Raw genomic sequence first — 22,009 nt, 5'->3', positions numbered from 1 at the left:
GGCCAGTCACCGCTGGTCAGCGTCCGCCAGTCACGTCAAGCGTCGTACCAGTGACGAATGCGGCATCCGGCGACAGCAACCAGGTCACGGCGCGTGCAACGTCCTTGACCGTGCCGGCTCGGCCGAGGGGCTGCTGCGGGCCGAGGCGCCGGGCTCGGTCCGGGTCGCCGCCAGTGGCGTGCATCTCGGTGTCGATGATCCCAGGCCGGACGCTGTTGACGCGTATACCGTGGGGGGCGACCTCGAGCGCGAGACCGCGCGTGAGGGTATCTACCGCGGCCTTACTGGCGGCGTAGTCGACGTACTCATTAGGCGATCCGAGCACCGCTGCCTTGGACGAGATGTTGACGATCGCGCGATTCGGAAGATGGCTGCCGCGCATCCGGACCACCGCTTCACGGCAACAGCACGCGAGACCGATGACGTTGACGCCGAGGATCCGGGACCACCGGTCGGGTCCGATCTGGTCGAAGGTGCACTGCTGTTCGAGGATGCCCGCGTTGTTGACCATCGCGATCAGACTGCCCATCTCGTCAGCGGCGGCGAACAGATCGCTCACCTGTGCTGGGTCGCTGACATCGCATGGCACCGCCCGGACCGGGCTTTCCGGACGGTCGAGCTCGGCGACCACATCACGTGCACGCTCGTGGTTGCTGCGGTATCCCAACACGAGCGCCCGCCCCGGCACCCCAGCCAGTTCTCGGGCCACGCCCGCGCCGATACCGCGGGTGCCACCGGTGATGACGTAGACGCCAGGTGCCTGCATGTCGATCCTCCTGTGGTGAAGCGTGTCGGGCCGTGACCCTATGGGTCGGACCGACGCCCACGCGATGCGAGAATCACTCAATGAGTCGCAACGCGCCGTCCTCGATGATCGGTCGGCTCTTGGCGCTGCTCGACGCCGTCGCGGAGGCCGACATCACCAATCGCCGCGACCTCGCCCGATCAACCGGATTGCCTCAAGCGACATGCAACCGGATCGTCGCAAGGCTCGTCGCGGAGCGCATGCTCGCCGAAGGACCTGCGGGCCTGCGCCTGGGGTTGCGGCTCTTCGAGCTCGGTACTCAGGCCGCTCAGGCCGGCCTCACCCTTCTCGACGTCGCAGGCCCGTACTTACTCGACCTGCACGGCGCGCTTGGCTGGACAGTTCAGCTCGCCGTTCTGGACGGCGACACCGTGATCTACCTGCTCAAGATCGATGCCAGACATCGTCCCCGACTCGATACCCGCGTCGCCGGACGCTTCCCACCGCACTGCACAGGCGCAGGCAAGGCCCTGCTCGCGTTCAGCCCTCCCGAGGTGGTCGACAACATCCTCGACCGAACCGCCCTCATCGCCCGAACGCCATCGACCATCACCAACCGCCCACTCCTGCTGAGCGAGCTGCACGCGATCAGACGCCGTGGCTACGCTATCGATCGTGGCGAGTTCCAGACCGGCCTGGCCGGTGTCGCCGTACCCATCCGCCAACGCACACGACCGGTGGGTGCGGTGACCCTCAGCGGACCCACCGAGTCCTTCGACCCACCTCGCGCTGCCCACGCGGCCCAGGTCGTCGCCCAGTTAATCGAGTCCCGGCTGGCCCCAGGTCCGTAACGATTCGTAATGCACTACAACGTTGGTGCGTTGAGACGCCGGATGCACACAGCGACGAGCGGCCCATCCGCCGCGTACAGGTCCATCCAGACCGGCCGGCCGATCCGACCGTTCGGCCGCCGTTCGCGTAACGGCTTGCCCAGCGCGCCGGCAGCGGCGAAGCAGCCCGCCGCTTCGCCGGCCAGATCGACCTCGACGGACTCGCACCGCGGCTCGCGACGCCGTTGCTGGTCCTGGACGGCGGGCAGGACGTCATCCCGGGCGTGACGAACGGCGAGCCGCTGGTCCGGCTGGCGTCCCGTGGCGAGTACCGGTGCGTCGACCACGGCGACCACCTGCTCGGCAACGCCCAGCCCGAGTGCCTACCCCGGCCGTCGACTGGCTGCTCGACCACCTCACCGCACCGACCGAAGGGACGCCGGCATGACACGGTTCGACAACGCCGTCGCTGTGGTAGCCGGCGGTACGAGCGGAATGGGACTGGCCACCGAGCAGCCGCCTGATCTCCGAAGGCGCTCGCGGAGCAGGCGGTGACCGCCGAACGCAGCAGCACCCGCTCGGGTGAGCGCCGACCGGCGTCACAGTGGCCGCGCGGAGGCAGGCCTGGACTGCCTCAGATGTGACTTGGGGCTGGGGACGTGCCGGTTGCCAAGCGCGTCCCCGGCCGTGCGCGCGGTGGGGAGGCAGTTCACCTGCGACCTGTCGACACCTACCTCACGGTTGCCGTCGACGGGCACCAGCCAACGCACGGCGTCACCGCCCAGCGTCTCGGTATGGACGGCGACGTGGGTCATCGTGGGCGGGATCCGCAGAACGGGCCGGTTCCTACCCGCTACGGGCCTTGTGGATTACGTGCATTTCGCGCGTGGATATGCGGTCCAGCCACGTTCCCACAGCGTCCGCCGGTGGCTAACTTTCCTGGCAGTACCCACTGGAACCTAGACGCCAGGGAGTGACATGCCGACGGATGGGTCGACGCTTTCCGCCTTCAACGATGGTCAGCCGCAGGGGTTGGTCGAGGTTCGGGCGGCGACCAAGCGATTCGGCGAACTGTACGCGCTCCGGTCTGTGGACCTGACAGTCGGGCAGGGCGAGGTCGTCGTGGTCCTAGTAGTGCTTTGTTAGGTTTGTCGATGTCTGTAGCGGCGTGACCGTTTCAGTGGTCTATGGCAGGTGGGGCATGCGCCGGTCCAGGTCGCGAGCAGCTGTTGCAGTTCGCGGATGACCTTGTAGAGGGTCAGGCCGGCGCATCCGCTTTTGGGTCGTGCCGAAGCATGGTGATGAACAGGTGCGCGGCGGTGACGAGGGTGACGTGGCGGTGCCAGCCGGTCCAGGAGCGGCCTTCGAAGTGGTCCAGGCCGAGGCCGGTTTTGAGTTCGCGGTAGTCGTGTTCGATCCGCCAGCGGATTTTGGCGGTGCGGATCAGGTCGGCGGGGGTGGTGTCGGCGGGTTGGCTGGACAGCCAGTAGGTGACGGGTTCGGGCTGGTCGTCGGGCCATTCGGCGATCAGCCATCGTTCGGGCAGGCTGCCGTCGGGGTCGGGGGTGATGCGGTGCCCGGCCGGGCGGACGCGCAGGAACACGAACTGTGAGGTGAGGGTGCCTTTGCTGCCCTCGCGCCAGGAGACGGTGACCGTCACGGCGCGGCCGGCGTTCTGGATGTGCTGGGCGACGCTGAGCGCGTCGTAGGGGTAGTCCGGGCGGGTGCGGGACGGTGGCCGGCCGCGCCCGGAGGGTGCGCGCGGCGCCGGTGTCGCGTCGGCGGGGTGGGCGAGGGTCTCGCCTTTGACCTGGACGTTGTAGGCGATGTCACGTTCGTCGAGCGCGGCCCGGAACGGGCCGCTGTCGCCGTATCCGGAGTCCGCGGCCACCAGCGGTGGCCGTAACCCGTGCCCAGCGAGCCCGTCAATCATCTCGATCGCCAGCATCCACTTCGGACGGTGGCCCTCACCCTGTGGAACCGCGGACTTGCTGCGCCGCCGTCGCGCCGCCTCGGTCACCGCCTCGACATCGACCTCGACGGCGGTGGGCGCGGCCGGTGCCGCGGCCCGCGGGGCGTTCGTCAACCGCTTGCGCTGCTGGGCCTTGGCCGCCTTCACCGCCGCCGGTCCGGCTTTGGTCACGTCCCACGACTCCGGCAGGAACAACCGCCAATCGAGGGGACACGACGCCGTGTCGGTGACCGCGTGGACACTGACCCCGATCTGGCAGTTCGCGACCTTCCCGAGGGTGCCCGAGTACTGCCGGGCCACGCCGGGCGAGCCGGTGCCGTCCTTCGGGAACCCGGTGTCATCGATCGCCCACGCGACCGGCTCGATCAGCTCGACCGCCCGAGCGGCCAGCCGCGCTCGCACCGCAGCGGTGTCCCAGGTCGAGGTCGTCACGAACTGCTGCAACCCCTGATGATCGACCCCAAGACGTTCCGCCATCGGCTGCATCGACTTACGCCGCCCATCCAGCAACAGCCCACGCAGATACGTCACACCCTTGACCCGCTGATCCGACCGGGACAACGGCGCGAACACCTCCGCCGCGAACGCCTCCAAGCGTTGCCGCACAACCGAAAGCTCGTCAGGGGTCACCAAGGCATGAAACTACCCGCACCGCCCCAGCGACCCCACGACACGCCGCACCTAACAAAGCACTACTAGGCCCGTCGGGCTCGGGGAAGTCCACGTTGTGCCGGTGCATCAACCGGTTGGAGACCCTCGACTCTGGCGAGATTGTCGTCGATGGGCTTCCCCAGCCCGTGGAGGGGCGTGCGCTGTACCGGTTCCGCGCCGAGGTCGGCATGGTGTTTCAGTCGTTCAACCTGTTCGCCCACAAGACGGTGCTCGACAATGTGACGCTGGCACCCCGCCGGATTCTCGGGCTGGCCAAAGGGGTCGCCGAGCAACGGGCGCTCGACCTGCTCGAGCGGGTCGGGATCGCTGGCAAGGCGCGGGCCTACCCGGCTGAGCTTTCCGGCGGGCAGAGCCAGCGCGTGGCAATCGCTCGTGCGTTGGCCATGCAGCCCAAGGTCCTGCTATTCGACGAGCCGACCTCAGCGCTCGACCCTGAGATGACGCGGGAAGTGCTGGCGGCCATGCGGGAGCTGGCACAGTCCGGCACCACGATGCTCGTCGTGACCCATGAGATGGGTTTCGCACGGGAGTGCGCCGACCGCGTCGTGTTCATGGACATCGGGACAGTCGTCGAGACCGCCACACCCGAGACGTTCTTCACCAATCCGTCCACCGCCCGCGCCCGACAGTTTCTTACTTCAGCCTACTGACTCTCTCGATTGGAGCGGAGCCACCATGCGCCACAACATCCGCGCAGCGGCCCTATTCGCCGTTGTCGCCTTCATCCTCGCGGCCAGCGCCACCGGATGCGGCAAGTCCGACACCGGCACCGCCGCACGGCCCAGCGAGACGTTCGCCGCCGGCACCACCATGGACAAGATCCAGCAGCGCGGCAAGCTCATCGTCGGAGTGAAGTTCGACCAGCCGCTGTTCGGGCTGAAGAACCCGGTGTCCGGCAAGATCGAGGGCTTCGACATCGAGATCGCCAAGATGATCGCCAAGGACATCACGGGTAGCGACCAGAACATCGAGTACATCGAGACGGTGACCGCGAACCGAGAGGCGTTCATCCAGCAGGGCAAGGTCGACATCGTCGTTGCCACCTACGCCGTCAGCGAGGAGCGCAGGAAACAGGTCGGCTTCGCGGGCCCCTACTACGACACCGGTGTGTCCATCATGGTGCGCAAGGGGGAGGCGGCGATCAAGGGCGCGGCCGACCTCGCCGACCGGCAGGTCTGCACCGTAACCGGCGCCAAGTCCGCCGACCTACTGCCGACCATCCAGCCGAAGGCGCAGATCGTCAAGTTCGGAACTTACAGCAACTGTGCCCAGGCGTTGAAGGAGAAGCGGGTCGACGCGGTCGTCACCGGCGAGGCAATCCTGCTCGGCATCGTTGCGCAGAACCCGGACGCATTTCAGATGGTGGATGGCTACCTGGCCGGGGAGGAGAACGCCATCGGCTTCCCCAAGGACGACAGCGCGCTGCACGACTACCTCAACGACTTCCTCAGCAAAATCTTCGCCAGCGGCGAATGGCTGAAGGCGTACCAGGCCACGGTCGGCACGGCAACGCACCGCACGCCGGCGCCGCCGAAGATCGCCCTGTAGCGACCGCGTCGTGGACGTCCTGTGGAAGCACGCGGGGGAGATCGGGCAGGCGGCCGGCGCGACAGTGCTGCTGACCATACTGTCCTGGATCGGAGCCCTCGTGCTGGGAACGGTCGTGGCCGCGCTCCGGATGAGCGCGGTCCGACCGGCCCGCATCACGGCGGCGGGCTACGTGGCGATGTTTCGCAACGTCCCACTACCGGTGCAGATGGTGCTGTTCGTGTTCGGTCTTCCGCTCGTGGGGATCATCTATCCGCTGTTCGCCTCAGCGGTCATCGCCCTGGTGCTGTACACCGCGGCGTTCGTCGCCGAAACCCTCACCGGCGGCATCAACACCGTAGCCCGCGGTGAGCTGGAGGCAGCCCGGGCACTCGGTTTCGGTCCCGGGCGGGTGCTGCGCCACATCGCATTGCCGCAAGCGTTCGCATCCGTCGTGCAACCACTGGGCAACGTGCTGATCACGATGATGAAGAACACCTCGGTCGCCGCGGTCGTCGGCGTCGCCGAGCTCGCGTATGTCTCGGACGAAATCGCGACCAAGGAAGCGCAGACGTTCGTCGTCTTCGCCGCTGCCGTAGTCGTCTACCTGCTGCTGGGGCTGATCCTCGGGGTGGGCGTCGGATACCTCGAGAAGAAGGTGGCGTTCCAACGATGAACCTGCTGCACGACGTGGTCGGGCCGCAGGCCCGCCGGCGCACCGCCGTCCTGGAAGTCGGCGGGTACGCGCTCCTGGTCATACTGGGGTGGGTCGCGGTCGCTCGGCTCGCCGCACACGGTGAGCTCAGCACACGAGCCTGGGAGCCCTTCACCGAACCCGGCCTGTGGCGCCTGCTGGGTGAGGGGCTGCTCAACAACGTTCGCGCTGCCGCAGCCGGCATGATGCTGTCGCTCAGCCTCGGGATCCTGCTCGCGCTTGCGCTGCTCGCCCCCACGCGGGCCATCCGCTGGCCGGCCCGCGTGCTCACCGAGTTCTTTCGCAGCGTGCCATTGCTACTGCTGCTCTATTTCACGTCGCTCGTGCTGCCCGCCTACGGGCTGCGCTTGTCGGACTTCTGGTTCCTGACCCTCGCCCTCACCGTGTACAACATGGCGGTCATCGCCGACATCGTTCGAGCGGGCGTCCTCGCGTTGCCGCGTGGACAGTCGGAGGGCGCCCTTGCCCTCGGCTTCAGCCCATTCACGGCGATGCGGCTGGTGATTCTGCCCCAGGCGATCCGCGCCATGAGCCCGGCCCTGGTCAGTCAGCTCGTCATCCTGCTCAAGGGCACCGCGCTGGCCTACGTGCTGGGCGGATACGTCGAGCTGCTGCGCAGTGCCACGATCGTCGGCCAGTATTTCACCCGATCGGCGTTGCAGGCGCTCATGGTGGCCGCCGTGCTCTTCATGCTCGTCAACCTTGCGCTGTCGGGTCTTGCGCGGCTCTTGGAGCGGCGCCAGCGGCGACGGTATGGCCTGCACACGGTCGCCCGCGCTGGGGTCGAACTAGCGACTGTGCCAGCGGTGACCCGATGACGGCCTTGTCAGTGCACACCCCTACACCCTCGCACCATGACGGAAGGAGTTCCATGACCCGAATCTCGTAGAACGGTCATCGCCGCCGGCTCCTGCGGCCCGCCGTCGCTCTCGCCCTCGGCGCTATTCCGACGTCCGCTGACAGCGGACCGTCCGGCGGACAACCGCACGCCGAACGCCGGACGCACACCAACCGCCCCACAAACACCACCCAAGCCAAGTTCGCCCGAGCTGGGTGACATTGACCCTGGACAACCCCCACCGCGACCGAACTCGGCCGCCCATCCGCGCGTCCGTGGGTAACATGTGCGTCCCGAAACGATCCGGACGCGACCGTAGCGGACGTGCACAACCTGGATCGGGAACCGGCTCTCGCTGTCCTTTCGACCTGCACTACACCGCCCTGCTCAGACAGGCGGTACGCCTCGGCGCCGACGACGCGGAGAACATCGTCGCCGAGGCGTACTGCCAGCTCTACTACCGATGGCAGTGGCTACGTGGCCCAGACGCGGCGCCGGCCTATCTCCCGCTCGGTGGTGCGCAACCTTACCCGGATGAGGCTTCGCCATCTGCAGGTGGCCAGAAAGCATACCGAGCCGATCACTGACTCGATTGCGTTGGCGTCAGCAGAAACCATCGCCATGGTCCAAGACGAGCAACGTGTTCTCCTCGAGGAGCCGCGTCGACTACCGGACGCCAGGGCAAAGCGCTTGTTCTACGCCACTGGCTCGACATGCGGGAGAGTGAGACCGCCAACGCGATGGCATCTCCGTCGGGGCCGTCAAGTCGCACACCGCGCGGGGGATCGCCACGCTGACCAAGGTGATGGCGCCATGACGATGACCAGCAGCCGTGGTGGCCCCACCACCCGGCCGACCTCATTCCGCAGTCCGACCATGGCAAACGATGGAGCCATACGGCACTGTGAGCCGCCCCGGGCTTGGTGGTGGGGACTCGATCTTCTCCTAAGGCTCGATTGCCCCACCACCAAGCCCGGGGCGGTTCAATACACCATCACGTGCGGCGGCAACTTCCACCCGACCGCCGCGGCCTCCGCCTTGCCGCCACCACCGCCACGTCCACCACGTCACGCGGCATTGACGAAGCCAACACCCCAACGTAATCGCTTGAGACGAACGGTTCGATGCGCTGCTTCGCCCTCAACCATACCGACCATCGCACCCACGCCGAGCAGGACGCCGTGATCGGCGTCTACATCCGCTGGCGCAACCACCACACCACGCCCAACACCGCCCTCGGCCCCGAACTGAACAATCGAAAACCCGACTACCTGGCCAAGCCCGCGTGACGAGACGCAGGCTGGGTAACCGGCACCCGGCGGTGATGCGGTCAGGCGGTCGGCAGGCGGTGCGCATCCAGCGCGGTCAGCGCCTGTGCGACCGCCTGGCCGAGCGCGGCGGCCTCGGCCACCAGCCGTTCGTCGGGCTGCCGGTCCTGCTCCTGGACCCGGTCGGAGAGCCGGGCGCAACGCCGGGCGAGTCCGGCTGCCCCGACGGTGGCGGCGGAGCCGGCAAGCCGGTGCGCCAACTCGGCGGCCGATGCCACGTCGCCGCTCCCGATGGCTGCGGCGATCCGCTCGGCCGATACCGGTGCGGTTGCCGCGAACGTTTCGACCGCTTCGTCGAGCGCGCCGCACCGGCGCAGGTCGGTGAGCGCCTGCTCATCCCAGCAAAGTTCGGTTGCTTCATCGGCCGACAGCGTCCCATCGCCGCGCCACACCCGCAGCCGGAGTTCGGTGACGAGATGTTCCCAGTCGATCGGCTTGGCCGCGAACCCGTCCATGCCCGCGGCCAGACAGCGCTCCCGGTCCGCCGCGGTCGCCGATGCCGTCATCGCCACGAGCGGCACCCGCGAGTCGGGTGGCCCCTGCGAACGAATCGCTCGGCTGACCGCCATACCGTCGAGACCGGGCATGTGCAGGTCCAGCAGAACTATGTCGTACCGGCGAGCCCGCGCGGCGGCGATCGCCTCAGCGCCGCTGCCGACCACATCCACCTTGAACCCCGCACGGCGCAGCACCATCCGGGCGACGAGGCGGTTGACGTCGTCGTCATCGGCGACGAGCACGCGACCGAACTGGCCTGCGGGCACTGGCTCGATGCTGTCGATCGGCAACGGTGTCGGGGGATCCGCAATCGCCGGATGAGTGCCATCCAACGCCAGCCGGAACCAGAACCGGCTGCCGACGCCGGGCACGCTCTCCAGGCCGATCTGGCCATCCATGAGAGCCACCAGTTCGTTGCTGATCGTCAGCCCAAGGCCGGCGCCTTCCAGGCGTTCGTCGGCATCGCGGACGAAGCGGTCGAACACATGGGCACGCTGCTCGTCCGTGAGTCCAAGTCCGGTGTCCTGCACCGAGAACGTGACCCACACCGGCCCCTCGCCGCCCACGGCCTCGGCGCTGACCGACAGGCTGACCCGGCCCGCCGGCGTGAACTTGACCGCATTGCCGACGAGGTTCAACAGCACCTGCCGGATCCTGGTCGCGTCGCCGACGAGCCGCTCGGGGACGTTGCCGTCGACTGTCGTGTCCACCGCGAGGCCTTGGCTCCGGGCACGCGGCTCGAGCAGTTCGACCGCCTCCCGGCACAGCCTGCGAATGTCGAACGGCGCCACCGCAAGGCTGAACCGGCCGGCCTCGATCCTGGACAGGTCGAGCAGATCGTTGACCACTGCCAGGAGCCCTTCAGCCGCACCCGCTGTCGCGTCGGTGTAGCGGCGCTGCTCCTCGTCCAGCCGGGTGTCGCGCAGCAGCCGGGTGAGCCCGAGGATCCCGTTCATCGGCGTACGGATCTCATGGCTGACCGTGGCCAGAAACCGCGACTTGAACTCCGAGACGCGGACCGCCTCGTCCCGGGCTTGCTGCAGTCGACGCTCGGCGCGCCGGCGCATGGCCGCCAACCAGATCTGCAGACCCAGCCCGGCCAGGAGTACCCCGGCGAGGATTCCGCTGACCGTTAGGACCGCCGATCTGATTTGGCGCGCCGGGGACAGCGCACGGTGTTCATCGACAGTGGCGGTGACCGTCCAGCCCAATCGGGCCACCGGCTCGGTCGCCGACAGCTGCCAACCCAGCGGGGTTTGCTCGCGCACATATGCCGACTTCCCTGCCAGCGCCATCGACACCCGACGGTCCTCGATCATGGAGACGATCAACGACACGTCCCTGTCGGGCCGGGCCACCACCACGCCCGTCTGATCGGTTATCAACAGCTCGATGCCCTGTGCGGTGGCAATCCTGCCGGCGAAGTCCTGGAGTGCGTCGAGGCTGTACGCGACAGCGAGCAGCGCCACCGTCGTGCGGGCCGAGTCGCGGATCGGCGCGACGACCGCCACCGCGCGGCGAGCGTCCGGGAACGTCGGGACGTAGGCCGCCGACACGAATGGGCCGCTCCGAGACCGCGCGCCGACGAACCAGTCGGTGCGGCTGACGTCGGTGAAGTACTGGGTGTCCGGCTCGCTTGCGAGGGTCCGGCCGGCCAGGTCGGTGATGAGGGCTTCGGTGATACCGGGTTGGGACACCACGATCCGGAGCCGCTGCCGCAGCAGCTCCCCGGTCGCGCCACCCAAGCTGGCTACGGCAGTGGCCAGGACGCTGTCATTGGCGGTGGCGGCGATCAACTCGGTGAGCGACGACAGGCGCTGCTCCACCACGACCGCGCTAGTCGCGGCTGTGGTCGTCAGGCGATGCCGAACCTGGTCACTGACGGCGTCGCTCGCCAGGGACGAGGCGAAATGGGCCAGGAGCGCCAAGGGAACCGCCCCGAAGCTGAGGTAGAGGACCGCGAGGAGGCCCACCGCCCAACGTCCTACGCCAGCGTGTTGGCCACGCCCGCTGGGGACCCGAGTGACCATACGGAGCGCCATATCGCGCTACTGTGGCACGCCGGCGCGTGGCGCAAACAGAGGCCGGTCAGATAGGTTCGCGCGGCCAGCACTGTCCGTTTGCGCCAGTGGGAGGTAGGCGACCATGCTTTCCACACTCGTCGTGGACGACGACCCGATCGTCGCCGCCACCCTCGCCCGGTTCGTACGACACGTACCCGGCTTCCGGGTCGATGCGGTCGTCGGCTCCGCCGCCGAGGCCCGCCAGGCCGCCCGCCATCACCGGCCGCGTTTGGTACTGCTCGACCTGCACCTGCCCGACGCCAACGGACTCGACCTCGCCGCCCGGCTCCGTCGCGACCACCGCGACCTCGACGTCATCGTCATCACCGGCCGCCGGGACCTGATGACCGTCCGCGCCGCCATGCAGAGCGGCGCCCTGCACTATCTCGTCAAGCCCGTACGGCTCGACGACCTCAGCCGGCTGCTGCACCGGTATCGTCAGCTAGACCAGCGCTTGTCCGCGCCGCACGCCGCGAGTCAGGACGAGATCGACGCACTGTTCCGCGTCATCCATGACGGCTCCGACGATCTGCCCAAGAACATGACGGCGGAGACGCTGCGGCTGGTCCACCAGATCCTCCAGGACGGCGGTGAGCACTCCGCGCAGGAGGCGGCGCAGCGGCTCAACATCAGCCGGCCAACGGCCGGACGCTACCTCGAACATCTCGTGTCTGCCGGCCAGGCTCAGCGAACTCTCGCATACGGCAGCCGAGGCCGGCCCCAACACCGCTACCGCTTGAGGGGCAACCCGTTCGGCGCCCCGTCTACGACCGATAGTCTTGCTGCGGGTTCCGTGCCACCGCCCGGCATTGATCCAATGAAGACGTGAGTTGTAGCTGGGCTTCGGGGCCAGGACGGTCAAGGATCTGATCGACCCACCGGTCAGCCGCATCCGATGCCACGACCAATGACGCGTGCCATTTCAACACCACGTCGCCGCAGCGCTTGCACCGTCGCCGCCGTCCGATGAGCCGAGGTCAACGACTCACTCTTGCGCAGAGTGACCACTGCGACATGCCGATGACCGAGGTCGGCGATATGGTCGGCGAGCGCTGCGCCGCCCTCCCGCTCGTCACAGTAGATGCTCGTGAGGTTCTCCTCAGTCTCCGGCCGACCGGCCACGACGGTCGGTGCCGCTCAACGAAGGGCAGAATCTGCGCGGCCGGCAGCAGCCCACTGCCGATCGCCAGTCCATCCACCCGCAATCATCACGAGTGTCTCCAACGCGCGCAGCTCATCCTCAACTGCGAACCGGCCCGAACCAGTCGCCGTCACCACGCGGTACCCGAGCGCGTCGGCCCGGTCCGACCGCCGCACCATCCACAGAACAGCAGGTCCGACCCTATCGACGCCCACGCCGCCGCTCGAGCCATCCTGGCCGGCGAGGCCACCGTGCTACTCAAGGACGGCACGGCATTGTCGGAGACCTCGAAGGTGCTGGTCCGGCTCGTCTGAGCCGCCTCGGCGCCCCAGGCGACTGTCGGGTTGCCGCGCGACTCCCCACCATATTGTCGACCAATTTCGACAATACATGCGCGCAACGCATGGTCGGGCTTTCCTTGTCAAGTAGGAATGGTCAGTGTTAGCGTGAGCACAATCAGAGCAGCCCAGACCGCATATTGTCGGCCGCGCTCGACACGGTTGCGCGGTGTGGACCATCGACAACGGAGCCACCATGCATAGAGTGCACGAGCGCGCTGGTAACAGCGCCGGTTCCGGTACCTACCTTCCGAACACAGGCACCGGAACTCGCCTATTTACGGCCGCTTCCAGCGTCGTAGGCGGACCCTAGCCAGGCAGCTGGCGTCATTCCGGTCGTAGTCGCCTTGCCCACCAAGCGATGGGGGGATCGCGCGGCAGCTCGAGTGACCGCGTCCCACCGCTACAAGCGTGGAGCTTGCCCTGTGACTATGTCGTGCTGCTCCGACGACACCGGCGAGCTTTTCTCGGTCTGGCAACCAACGTCTCCGCCAATCGCGCCGCGGACTCCGGTAATTCCCATCAGCAAACAACGCTAACGCCACACGAATACAACATCACGTGCGGCGGCAACCTCGCACGCCCTGCCCCACCACCCACCTCGCACCACGACACCGACGACGCCCCAACGAAATCCGAGCCGGCGACCCAACTCAACCCCGCCCGGTCGACCACCCACGGAACCCTAACGCCGGACACATCCCCAACCGCGCCACGACAACCCGCCAAGATCAACTCAAGCCATGTGACATTGACCCTGGACAGCCCACATGACCGAACTCCGTCGCCAATCCGCAAGCCCCTGGGCCACACGTGCGTCCAGAACCGATCCGGACCCGAGAGTAACCAACGTGCACGACGTAGACCGAGGAGCCGCCCTCGCCAGCCTCTTCGACCTGCACTACACGGCCCTGCTTCGACTCGCGGCGTTCCTCGGAGCCGACGACGCGGAGAACATTGTCGCCGAGGCATACTGCCAGCTCTACCGTCGCTGGCAGCAACTGCGCGACCCTGAAGCGGCGCTGCCCTACCTTCGCTCGGTGGTTCGCAACCTCACCTGCATGCGGCTTCGCCGCATGCAGGTGGTCCGAAAGCACACCGAGTCGATCACCAACCCGCCGACGGTGGCATCGGCGGAAAGCATCGCCATGATGCAGGACGACCAGCGCGTCCTCATCGACGCGCTGCGCCGGCTAGCCCTACGCCAGCGCGAAGCACTCGTGCTACGCCACTGGCTCGGCCTGCGCGAGAGTGAGATCGCCGCCGCCATGGGCATCTCCGTGGGTGCCGTCAAGTCGCACACCGCGCGGGGGATCGCCACGCTAGCCAAGGCGATGGAGCAACGACGATGACCGGCCGCCACAGTGGCCCCACTCAAACCTGGCCGCGGCCGACCTCGACTCCGCGGTCCGACCACGGCAACGCACTACCTGCACCGACTGCGCCAAGTGGGTAGTGCGGCAGCCGGCATGGTTGGCACTGACTTGCATCGGTATAGGCCAGCTGCAATCGCCTGCTGGCTCCTCATCGGCTACCCAGGATTGGATAAGAGTTGGGGCAACAACAGGCCGATCCCGCGAGCAAACAGCCCGATTCGGACAACCGTGATCGACCGAGGACACCGGGTCGGCACAGTGGTCGGCAGCGGTCCATCAAGCGGCGCATCATTCGGCTGGTACTTTTCCCCAGTATCGTCGCCCTTGTTTTGTGGCTCGCGGCATCCTCGTACCTTGTATTTCAAGGCTTCTATAACCGGGAGGTTGCCAACGGAGTCCGCCAGGTGTCGATTCCGGCGGTTTCCGCGTTGGCGTCAATCCAGCAGGAGCGGCGACTGACTGTCGCCTACCTCAGTCAACCGTCGAAAGACATGCGGGAGCTGCTAGAGCAACGGCAACAGACCGATCAGCGGCTGTCCGAACTGCGCATTGTCGCGGATGCAGGGCTGGCCAACGCTCCGCAATCCATCATGACACGATGGAAAACGGTGACTGAGTACCTGGACCGACTTCCGGGCGCACGAAGGACGATCGACGCCAAGTCTGCTGGCGTGCAGTATGCCCACGATTTCTTCAACGGGCTGCTCGATGCCGCTACCGCGCTCTTTGATGCTCAGGCTCGGATGGTGCCCGATGCCACGGGCACCCAGGAGGGAATCGCGGCAACCGACGTGTGGCGGGCCGGCGACCTTATGTCCCGGGCGGGGTCGACGATTGAGGCGGCGTTCCGGGCTCGCGCGCTCGGTGATGAGGACTACCTCGCGTTCGTGAGCCAGGTTGGCACCTATCATTTCGTTCTGACTAACGTCGCTCCACACCTACAGCCGAACGTACGTCAGCGGTACGAGCGCATCATGGCGAGCGACTCGTGGAAGCAACTCGTCGGCGCGGAGGACTCGGTCATCGCCAACGGTGCGTGGCGCAACGGCGTGCCTCGCGGTTTGCCCGTTGACGTGGCCCGCTGGCAGGCGGTGACTGGCCAGGTCTCCGACGAGCTGATCAACTTGACCATTATGGAAGCCGACCAGGTTTCGGCCCAGACGCTGCACACCGGCAACAACCAGTTGCTGACTGCATCGCTCGGAAGCTTGATCGCGCTGTTCATAGCAATCGCCGCAATCGTGTGGGCAGTCCGCTCATCGCGAGTGCTGGTCGACCAGGCGCTCGCCGTCCGCCTGACGAGGTTGGGCGAAGACGCTGCCACGATTGTCGATCAGCGACTACCAGCGATGATGGATCGCCTGCGTCAGGGCGAACCGGTCGATCTCGCGGTCGAGCTTCCGCCTCGAGACTACGGCAGCGACGAGATCGGTCAGGTCGCAGCGGTCATCAACCGGTCACTACATGCCGCTGCGGGCGCCGCCGCGGACGAGGCGAGAGCCCGGGCGGCCGGGCTCGCAATGCTGATGGGCGTCGCCCGCCGCCCCCAGCGCCCGCTGCAGCACGGCCTCAAGGTCATCAAGGAGCTAGAGCGCAGCAGCGACGAGAAGCTGCTACCGCAGCTGTTCGACGTCAATCATCAGTTCACTCAGATCCGGCGATTCCTTGAGAACCTGGTCATCCTAGCTGGCGGGCAGATCGGCCGACGATTCAACAATCCGGTGCCACTGCGACGGGTGCTGTTGTCGGCTATCTCCGAGACGCGAGACTACAAGCGAATCTCGCTTCGCAACGCACCCGATGACGTGGCGCTGGTGGGGTCGACGATCACCGCGACCATCCATCTCTTGGCTGAGCTACTCGACAACGCGCTGGTGTTCTCCAATCCTGAAACCACGGTCTGGGTAACTTGCATTGAGATCCATCACGGCGTGGCAGTGGAGATCGAAGACGCTGGCCTTGGAATGGCTCCGGAGGCCGTGGACCGCGTTAACGAGTTCCTGGCCACCGCGCGTCCGCCGGATATCAAGGAGCTCAAGGACGGGGCACAGGTCGGTCTGTTCGTTGTGGCCGAACTGGCCCGGCGCGAGGGCATCCAGGTGAGTCTTCGCAGATCGGCATACGGCGGGCTGTCGGCAGTCGTGCTCGTACCTGACCACCTCATCGCCGCCGAGTCCCCTGAGCCTGACAGTACGCTCGCGGTCGCCAGCTCCCACCACTCCAGGACCGCGGCCGCAGTATCCAGGCACGGCACCGCCCGTCGCCACGATCCGCGTCACGCCGCGACAGCGGTCGTGACTGCCGCGAACGGATCGGTCTCGACGCGAGGCGATACCCGCGCCGAAAGAGGCCGACAATCCGACTTTGCGAGCAGCATGATGAGCGATACTCCACCCAACGGCAAACCCGACGCATCAGAGGGCCCAGAGTCCACGGTTACTCATGCCGTCAGTACCGACTCGGCCGGCACGCGCCCGGCTACCCGCCCTGACCTGCCGCGCCGGCAACCACAGCAACACATCATGCCGGCACTGCGTGATGACAGCTTGCCGGGCGAAAATTCGAACACTGGGGCACCATCGTCCGGGATATCGCCGGAGGAGGCTCGGGACCGGTATTCGCGCTACCAGCAGGCCCGCACCACCGATCACGCAGCAACCAATGACACAACACATACAAGAGCTGATCAAGGCAGGATCGCGTGACCACATCAACCCCCCAAAATGATCTGACGTGGATGCTGAATGACCTTGTACAGATTGAACACGTCACCCACGCACTTGTACTGTCCACCGACGGAATGATCGTCCAGAAATCCACGTCCCTGGCGCAGGAGGCCGCCGAGATCCTGGCCGCTGGTGCATCGTCCATGTACAGCGTCGCCGCAGGGACCGGCAAACGCCTCGACACTGGCGCCCTGGATCAGGTCGTCATCGAGTACACCGATCAAATCCTGTTCACCGCCGCTGCTGGGCCGAACGCGCGCTTGGCGGTGATGTGCGAGCAGGCTGTCGACATGGGAACGGTCGCGTACGAGATGCGTCGCATGGTAACCCGCATTGGCGAATACCTCGGCACCGAGGCCCGCTCGGCTGTGCCAGCAGCAAACCTCCGACCCAGCACAGGCCATGGCGTATGACATGTGGGACGGTGATGAAGGAGCGGCAGCAGAACTTGTCCCGCTATACGTCCTCCTCAATGGCCGGACGAGTCCACGGAACATCAACCTGGACCTAGCTACATCGGTCATCGCCCGCCCGGCCGACATTAAGCGACTTGAACCAGAATACCAGGAGATCGTCAGTATTTGCGGCGTCTGGATTTCGATAGCCGAGATTTCCGCCTATCTACGCCTGCCGCTTGCCATCACGAAAGTAATGGTTGAGGTGCTTCTCGATCAACAGTATCTAGACATTGGAGCTCCGGCCGAGCACAAGATTGCCCTCCCCTTGCTGGAAGCGGTTCTTGCTGGTCTCGAAAGACTCTAATCACAAAGGACTGACATACGTGGATCGCAAAGCGGTCAAGGTCGTCGTGGCGGGCGGTTTCGGCACCGGCAAGACCACCTTGATCGGATCAGTCAGCGAGATTCAGCCGCTGACTACCGAAGAAGTCCTCACCCAGGCGAGCGTCGGGGTGGATGACGTGACAGGCGTGGAAGGCAAGGCGAACACGACGGTCGCCCTGGATTTCGGTCGTATCACCATCAGTCCAGACGTTGTGCTCTACCTCTTCGGCACCCCGGGACAAAACCGATTTTGGTTCATATGGGATGATCTAACACAGGGCGCTATCGGCGCGATAGTGCTGGTCGACACGAGACGGCTAGACACCAGTTTCCCCGCCGTCGACTACTTTGAGCGACGAGGCATCCCTTTCGTCGTCGCGGTCAACCGGTTCGACGGCCAGTGCCAGTACACCCTGAATGAGATCCGCTCGGCATTGGAGGTGGCTGCATCCGTTCCACTGTTGTGGTGCGACGCCCGAGATCGGTCGTCCAGCAAACAGGCATTGATTGGACTGGTCCGGCATGCGATGTCGCGCATGCAGGCCAGCTGATCGGTGGCTAGACGAGGGCACACACGTCCAGCCTGCCGGGCGTCGCGCTGCACATTGCGGATCGATCTGACGATCACGGCTGGGTCGTCTCCGAACTCGGCGAGCACCGGGCGGAGAGGATCGGTCCCAGACCGGGCTGGGACCGCAGGATCTCGGCGTCCGGGTGCCGGTGAAAATGGGCGACCAGCTCACCTTCGAGGGCTTCGATCTGCCGGGACAGCTCGGCCAAGACCCGCACCAGGGCTGTGACGGTGTGCCCGAATGCCAGCTCGACCGCGGGGAGTGCGGCGAGCTGGTCGCTGCGCGGCGCGGCCCTGATTGCCTCGGCGCGGGTGTCGACGTTGCGTTGCCGTCCGGCGCGGCGCAGCGTCGCTTGGTGACAGACGGCTGCGCAGCAAGAAGAAGGCCCTCCAGCACTGGACGAGAACCGTCGCGAAGCGGCGTGGACTGTTCGCCCACTGCGCATGCGTCGCCTCGCTCACAACTGACTGGTGATCAGGATGACAAGAACCCGGTGAGCCCGAGAGGTTCACACCGGGATCTATGGGAGCCGGAGGGTGAGACTCCCCCCGGCCACCCGACAGGGCATTCCTCATGCCCTCTCATCTCACAACGTCACCGTTTGGTCGGTAGATCGAGGCTAAGCTCCGTGCCGCTCGATGATGACGTACTGAGCGGCCCCCGCCGAGCACGGCGAGCCGAGCAGCGAGCCAATGCGGTCGTCGACGCAGGTGCCGGAACCGGCGATGACGATCTGGTACTTCATCTGGCCGCGCCAAGCGTCAGGACCATGATTTCTCCGTCAGCGGGCTGTGACCGTGAGGACGGCGTTACCGCGAATACGCCGGTGAGCGAGATCGTCGAGGACGGTAGCGGTCTCGGTCCAGTCGGCGGTACGGCCGATCTCGGGGTGCAGACGACCGGAGGCGACCAGCCGCACCAGCCTCCCGAGGTCCTCGCCGTCCGACGTAGTGGAGATCCAATGCGGGAAATGCTTGACCGTCACGGGGGTGACCGCTAAGAGGTCGAAGAAGCTCAGCGTCACCGGGGTGAGGCTGGCTTGGCCGAACCACAGAACGGTGCCGCCCGGGGCGAGCCGCGAGAGGGCCGCAGTGAACGTCTCGCCACCGACCGACTCGAGCACGATGTCGAACTGGCCGGACGCGTCACCGAGGTCCTGAACGACTTGCGCGGCACCCAAGGCCGCAAGCTGCTGGCCCCGCTGCGGGGACGCCGTCACCGCCGTGACCTCCGCTCCGGACTGCGTCGCGAGCTCCGTTACGAAATGGCCGACGCCGCCGGAGGCGCCGGTGAGCAGAATGCGGCGTCCGACCACCGGGCCTGCCTCGCGCAGTAGGCGCAGCGCAGTGAGGCCGGCCAGCGGTAGCGTTGCGGCATCGACGGCACTGACACCATCGGGAAGTACGCCGAGCCGACTGACGGGCACCGCGACGCGCTCAGCCCATCCACCTGCGTCCGGATGACCGACCACTCGCTGGCCCACCGTGGGGCCGGAACCGTCGGCAGCGGCCCGAACGACGCGACCGGCAATGTCCTGACCAGGCAGCCACCCGCGTTCGGCGGGCGCGCCATATGTGCCGTCCAGGGCAAAGATCTCGCCGCGATTGACTGAGAACGCATCGACCTCCACTACCACCTCGGTCGGGTCGGCAGCCGGCTCTGCGACGTCAGCGAACTCCACCGCGGCGGCCGGATCTCCCGTTGCGATCAATGCCTTCATGCGTCGCTCCTCCTGATCGTTGTTGGAATCAACGTACGAAATCGTGGTTTCGACTGGGAAGAAGGCACAAATTCGTGGTATAGGAACCTCGTGGAAACCAAGTCACCTGAGACGTACGACCTGTTCAAGCTGTCGTGCCCATCCCGAGAAGTGTTCGACCGCGTCGGCGAGCGGTGGACCGGGCTCGTGCTGCTGGCCCTACAACAGGGGACGCTGCGGTTCAGCCAGCTACGCCGACAGATTGAAGGGATCAGTCAGAAGGTGCTCACCCAGACCTTGCGTGGTCTGGAGCGCGATGGACTGATCATCCGCACCGTTCATCCCACTGTCCCCGTTACCGTGGAATACACGTTGACTCCCCTCGGACAGAGCCTCGGCGGGGCGATGGACGTGCTCCGCACGTGGGCCTACACGCACATCGGCGACATTAACGCCGCACGGAACGCGTACGAGTCAGCCAACCGGGACTGAGTCGGGGACTGTAAACGAAGTTGGAGACCTCTCTGTTGCCGACCACTTGATGGCATGAAGGAGCGGGGCCTCGCTCCTCGTGACTCCCGGCGGGATGCTCGGGGTGCTCACGTCGCACGGCGAAGGAGGCCCCACATGCAGGCAGGATACGACGGGCGGCAGTTCGTTGGGATGGATCTGCACCGGCGCCGGTCGGTGCTGGTGCGGATGACCGAGTCCGGGGAACGGCTCGAGACTGTCCGGATCGACAACGACCCGGTCGCGCTCGGCCTGGAGATCGCGAAGGCCGGGGAGAGCCCGGAGGTGGTGTTGGAGGCCACCTACGGCTGGTACTGGGCGGCGGACGTGCTGGCTGAGGCCGGCGCCGCGGTGCATCTGGCGCACCCGCTGGGCGTGAAAGGCTTCGCCTACCGGCGGGTGAAGAACGACGTCCGCGACGCCGCCGACCTGGCGGATCTGCTGCGGATGGGCCGGCTGCCGGAGGCGTGGATCGCCCCGCCGGCAGTCCGTGAACTGCGGGAGCTGGTCCGGCATCGGGCGAAACTGGTGGCGTTGCGCAGCGGATTGAAGGCCTCGGTGCACGGGGTGCTGGCCAAGCAGGGCGTGCATATTGCGGTGTCTGACCTGTTCGGCGTGGGCGGTCGTGAGCTGCTCGCCGCTACGGCGTTGGACGGTGCGTTCCGCGGCCGGGTCGATTCGCTGTGCCGGCTCATCGACGCCGTCGACTTCGAGATCGACGCGCTCACCAAACCCGTGCGGTCCCGGCTGGTCGGGCATCGCGGGTTCACCGCGATCCAGTCGATCCCCGGTGTCGGCCCGGTCCTGGCGGCCGTCTTCGTCGCCGAGATCGGCGAGGTCGACCGGTTCGCCGGGCCGGCGCAGCTGGCATCGTGGGCCGGGCTCACCCCACGGCACCGCGAGTCCGATACCACGGTCCATCGTGGACGGATCACCAAGCAGGGCTCGACGCTGGTGCGGTGGGCCGCCGTCGAGGCCGCCCACTGCGCTGCCCACACCGGTTGGCTGGCCACCACCAGGACCCGCATCGGCGAACGCCGGGGCCGCAACATCGCCACCGTCGCGGTGGCCCGCAAACTGCTCACCCTCGTCTTCTACGGCCTGCGTGACGGGCACATCCGCGCCCTCACCCAAGCCCGGAAGGCGGCGGCGTGAGCCGGTTCGGACGTGACCGGACGCGCGGTCGTTCTGTGTCTGACCCCCGGCTGCAGCCGGCGAGGCCGCCCGCTTGATTGACCCCGTCCGGTCACGGTCGCACACCACCATGCCCCCGATCCGCGGGGCGAATGGATGACCGGCAGCCGAACCCGGCCTGCCCTCCGACAGCGCTCGGACCCTGGTGAACAACGACCTGTCCACACCGCAAGCATTCGTCTTCCGGCGTCGCCAGCATGGCGTCCACGACGTCGGCGTCAAGGCCAAGCCCCTACGGGGTGGGCCTGCGGCCCAACCTTGACCCCGACGCCGCACATCCGCCTGCCTGAAACCTCATGCCGCAAAACGGAGAAACAATCTCAGACCCACCCAGGCCGTCGGACTTGACCGACCCCTGTCGCGGCTTCCTGAAGACTGACCCCCAGCGGATTTTTGAATATTGACCCCTCCGTTCTGATGATCTTGGAGGGTGTTGACCGTGGAGGACTGGGCAGAGATCCGTCGTTTGCATAGGGCGGAGAG

Annotated in this window: 21 protein-coding genes and 1 pseudogene; 15 read left to right on the top strand and 7 right to left on the bottom strand. The window is 66.6% G+C overall.

Annotated features, from left to right (window positions below; genetic code table 11):
- Window positions 1-16 precede the first annotated feature (16 nt).
- Window positions 17-766 carry an SDR family oxidoreductase gene (locus ABD901_RS53335; protein ID WP_345142556.1) on the bottom strand — a complete coding sequence of 250 codons (750 nt, stop codon included), beginning with the start codon at window positions 764-766 and terminating at the stop codon, window positions 17-19.
- Between the two features lie 80 nt (window positions 767-846).
- On the opposite strand from ABD901_RS53335, the gene ABD901_RS53330 reads away from it, so the two are divergent.
- Complete coding sequence (locus ABD901_RS53330; protein WP_345142553.1) at window positions 847-1,596, top strand: IclR family transcriptional regulator; 750 nt, start codon at window positions 847-849, stop codon at window positions 1,594-1,596.
- Between the two features lie 14 nt (window positions 1,597-1,610).
- Here the strand turns inward: ABD901_RS53330 and ABD901_RS53325 are convergent, their stop codons facing one another.
- Entirely contained in the window at window positions 1,611-1,922 is a 312-nt protein-coding gene (locus tag ABD901_RS53325; protein WP_345142550.1) for a hypothetical protein, read from the bottom strand.
- 911 nt (window positions 1,923-2,833) lie between these two features.
- Window positions 2,834-4,177: an IS701 family transposase gene (locus ABD901_RS53320; RefSeq protein ID WP_345142546.1), complete on the bottom strand. Its 1,344-nt coding sequence runs from the start codon at window positions 4,175-4,177 to the stop codon at window positions 2,834-2,836.
- A gap of 62 nt (window positions 4,178-4,239) precedes the next feature.
- Between ABD901_RS53320 and ABD901_RS53315 the strand changes: the two are divergent.
- The 5 genes and pseudogenes from ABD901_RS53315 to ABD901_RS53295 form a co-directional block, all read left to right on the top strand.
- Window positions 4,240-4,869 (top strand): annotated as a pseudogene (locus tag ABD901_RS53315) (amino acid ABC transporter ATP-binding protein); the annotation flags it as partial.
- A 25-nt stretch (window positions 4,870-4,894) separates the two neighbouring features.
- Window positions 4,895-5,767, top strand: coding sequence for a glutamate ABC transporter substrate-binding protein (locus tag ABD901_RS53310; protein ID WP_345142543.1), 873 nt, complete (start codon window positions 4,895-4,897; stop codon window positions 5,765-5,767).
- 10 nt (window positions 5,768-5,777) lie between these two features.
- Complete coding sequence (locus ABD901_RS53305) at window positions 5,778-6,422, top strand: amino acid ABC transporter permease (protein WP_345142540.1); 645 nt, start codon at window positions 5,778-5,780, stop codon at window positions 6,420-6,422.
- Window positions 6,419-7,279: an amino acid ABC transporter permease gene (locus ABD901_RS53300; protein ID WP_345142537.1), complete on the top strand. Its 861-nt coding sequence runs from the start codon at window positions 6,419-6,421 to the stop codon at window positions 7,277-7,279. Before ABD901_RS53305 ends, ABD901_RS53300 begins: the two co-directional genes overlap by 4 nt.
- Window positions 7,280-8,423: 1,144 nt before the next feature.
- Window positions 8,424-8,588 (top strand): hypothetical protein, encoded by a 165-nt coding sequence (locus tag ABD901_RS53295; protein ID WP_345142534.1) that lies wholly within the window; start codon window positions 8,424-8,426, stop codon window positions 8,586-8,588.
- Between the two features lie 41 nt (window positions 8,589-8,629).
- Here the strand turns inward: ABD901_RS53295 and ABD901_RS53290 are convergent, their stop codons facing one another.
- Window positions 8,630-11,098 (bottom strand): hybrid sensor histidine kinase/response regulator, encoded by a 2,469-nt coding sequence (locus ABD901_RS53290; protein WP_345142531.1) that lies wholly within the window; start codon window positions 11,096-11,098, stop codon window positions 8,630-8,632.
- Between the two features lie 172 nt (window positions 11,099-11,270).
- Here ABD901_RS53290 and ABD901_RS53285 point away from each other — a divergent pair, with 172 nt between their 5' ends.
- From ABD901_RS53285 to ABD901_RS53255, 7 genes are all read left to right on the top strand, one after another.
- Window positions 11,271-12,017, top strand: a complete 747-nt coding sequence (locus tag ABD901_RS53285) for a response regulator (protein ID WP_345142528.1) — start codon at window positions 11,271-11,273, stop codon at window positions 12,015-12,017.
- A gap of 185 nt (window positions 12,018-12,202) precedes the next feature.
- A complete protein-coding gene (locus ABD901_RS53280) occupies window positions 12,203-12,643 on the top strand; it encodes a hypothetical protein (protein ID WP_345142525.1) in 441 nt (146 codons plus the stop codon).
- 794 nt (window positions 12,644-13,437) lie between these two features.
- Window positions 13,438-14,019, top strand: coding sequence for a sigma-70 family RNA polymerase sigma factor (locus tag ABD901_RS53275; protein ID WP_345142522.1), 582 nt, complete (start codon window positions 13,438-13,440; stop codon window positions 14,017-14,019).
- Between the two features lie 428 nt (window positions 14,020-14,447).
- Window positions 14,448-16,748 (top strand): sensor histidine kinase, encoded by a 2,301-nt coding sequence (locus tag ABD901_RS53270; protein ID WP_345142520.1) that lies wholly within the window; start codon window positions 14,448-14,450, stop codon window positions 16,746-16,748.
- Window positions 16,745-17,182, top strand: coding sequence for a roadblock/LC7 domain-containing protein (locus tag ABD901_RS53265; RefSeq protein ID WP_345142517.1), 438 nt, complete (start codon window positions 16,745-16,747; stop codon window positions 17,180-17,182). Before ABD901_RS53270 ends, ABD901_RS53265 begins: the two co-directional genes overlap by 4 nt.
- On the top strand, window positions 17,172-17,531 hold the full coding sequence (locus ABD901_RS53260) for a DUF742 domain-containing protein (protein WP_345142514.1): 360 nt from the start codon (window positions 17,172-17,174) through the stop codon (window positions 17,529-17,531). Before ABD901_RS53265 ends, ABD901_RS53260 begins: the two co-directional genes overlap by 11 nt.
- Window positions 17,532-17,550: 19 nt before the next feature.
- The gene (locus ABD901_RS53255) at window positions 17,551-18,102 is read left to right on the top strand and encodes a GTP-binding protein (protein WP_345142512.1); all 552 of its coding nucleotides are present in this window, start codon (window positions 17,551-17,553) and stop codon (window positions 18,100-18,102) included.
- A 73-nt stretch (window positions 18,103-18,175) separates the two neighbouring features.
- Here the strand turns inward: ABD901_RS53255 and ABD901_RS53250 are convergent, their stop codons facing one another.
- The 3 genes from ABD901_RS53250 to ABD901_RS53240 all read right to left on the bottom strand — a co-directional run bounded on the left by ABD901_RS53250 (window position 18,176) and on the right by ABD901_RS53240 (window position 19,843).
- On the bottom strand, window positions 18,176-18,340 hold the full coding sequence (locus ABD901_RS53250; protein ID WP_345142509.1) for a hypothetical protein: 165 nt from the start codon (window positions 18,338-18,340) through the stop codon (window positions 18,176-18,178).
- Window positions 18,341-18,742: 402 nt separating this feature from the next.
- Window positions 18,743-18,868, bottom strand: coding sequence for a hypothetical protein (locus tag ABD901_RS53245; RefSeq protein WP_345142506.1), 126 nt, complete (start codon window positions 18,866-18,868; stop codon window positions 18,743-18,745).
- Between the two features lie 36 nt (window positions 18,869-18,904).
- Window positions 18,905-19,843, bottom strand: coding sequence for a zinc-binding dehydrogenase (locus tag ABD901_RS53240; protein ID WP_345142503.1), 939 nt, complete (start codon window positions 19,841-19,843; stop codon window positions 18,905-18,907).
- A gap of 90 nt (window positions 19,844-19,933) precedes the next feature.
- Between ABD901_RS53240 and ABD901_RS53235 the strand changes: the two genes are divergently transcribed.
- On the top strand, window positions 19,934-20,314 hold the full coding sequence (locus tag ABD901_RS53235) for a winged helix-turn-helix transcriptional regulator (RefSeq protein WP_345142498.1): 381 nt from the start codon (window positions 19,934-19,936) through the stop codon (window positions 20,312-20,314).
- Window positions 20,315-20,449: 135 nt separating this feature from the next.
- A complete protein-coding gene (locus ABD901_RS53230; protein ID WP_345142495.1) occupies window positions 20,450-21,487 on the top strand; it encodes an IS110 family RNA-guided transposase in 1,038 nt (345 codons plus the stop codon).
- Window positions 21,488-22,009: the final 522 nt, after the last annotated feature.

The organism is Dactylosporangium darangshiense, assembly GCF_039537565.1.
Taxonomy (GTDB): domain Bacteria; phylum Actinomycetota; class Actinomycetes; order Mycobacteriales; family Micromonosporaceae; genus Dactylosporangium; species Dactylosporangium darangshiense.
The sequence above is the reverse complement of the archived record's forward strand: the minus strand, read 5'-3'. Positions and strand labels throughout refer to the sequence as shown.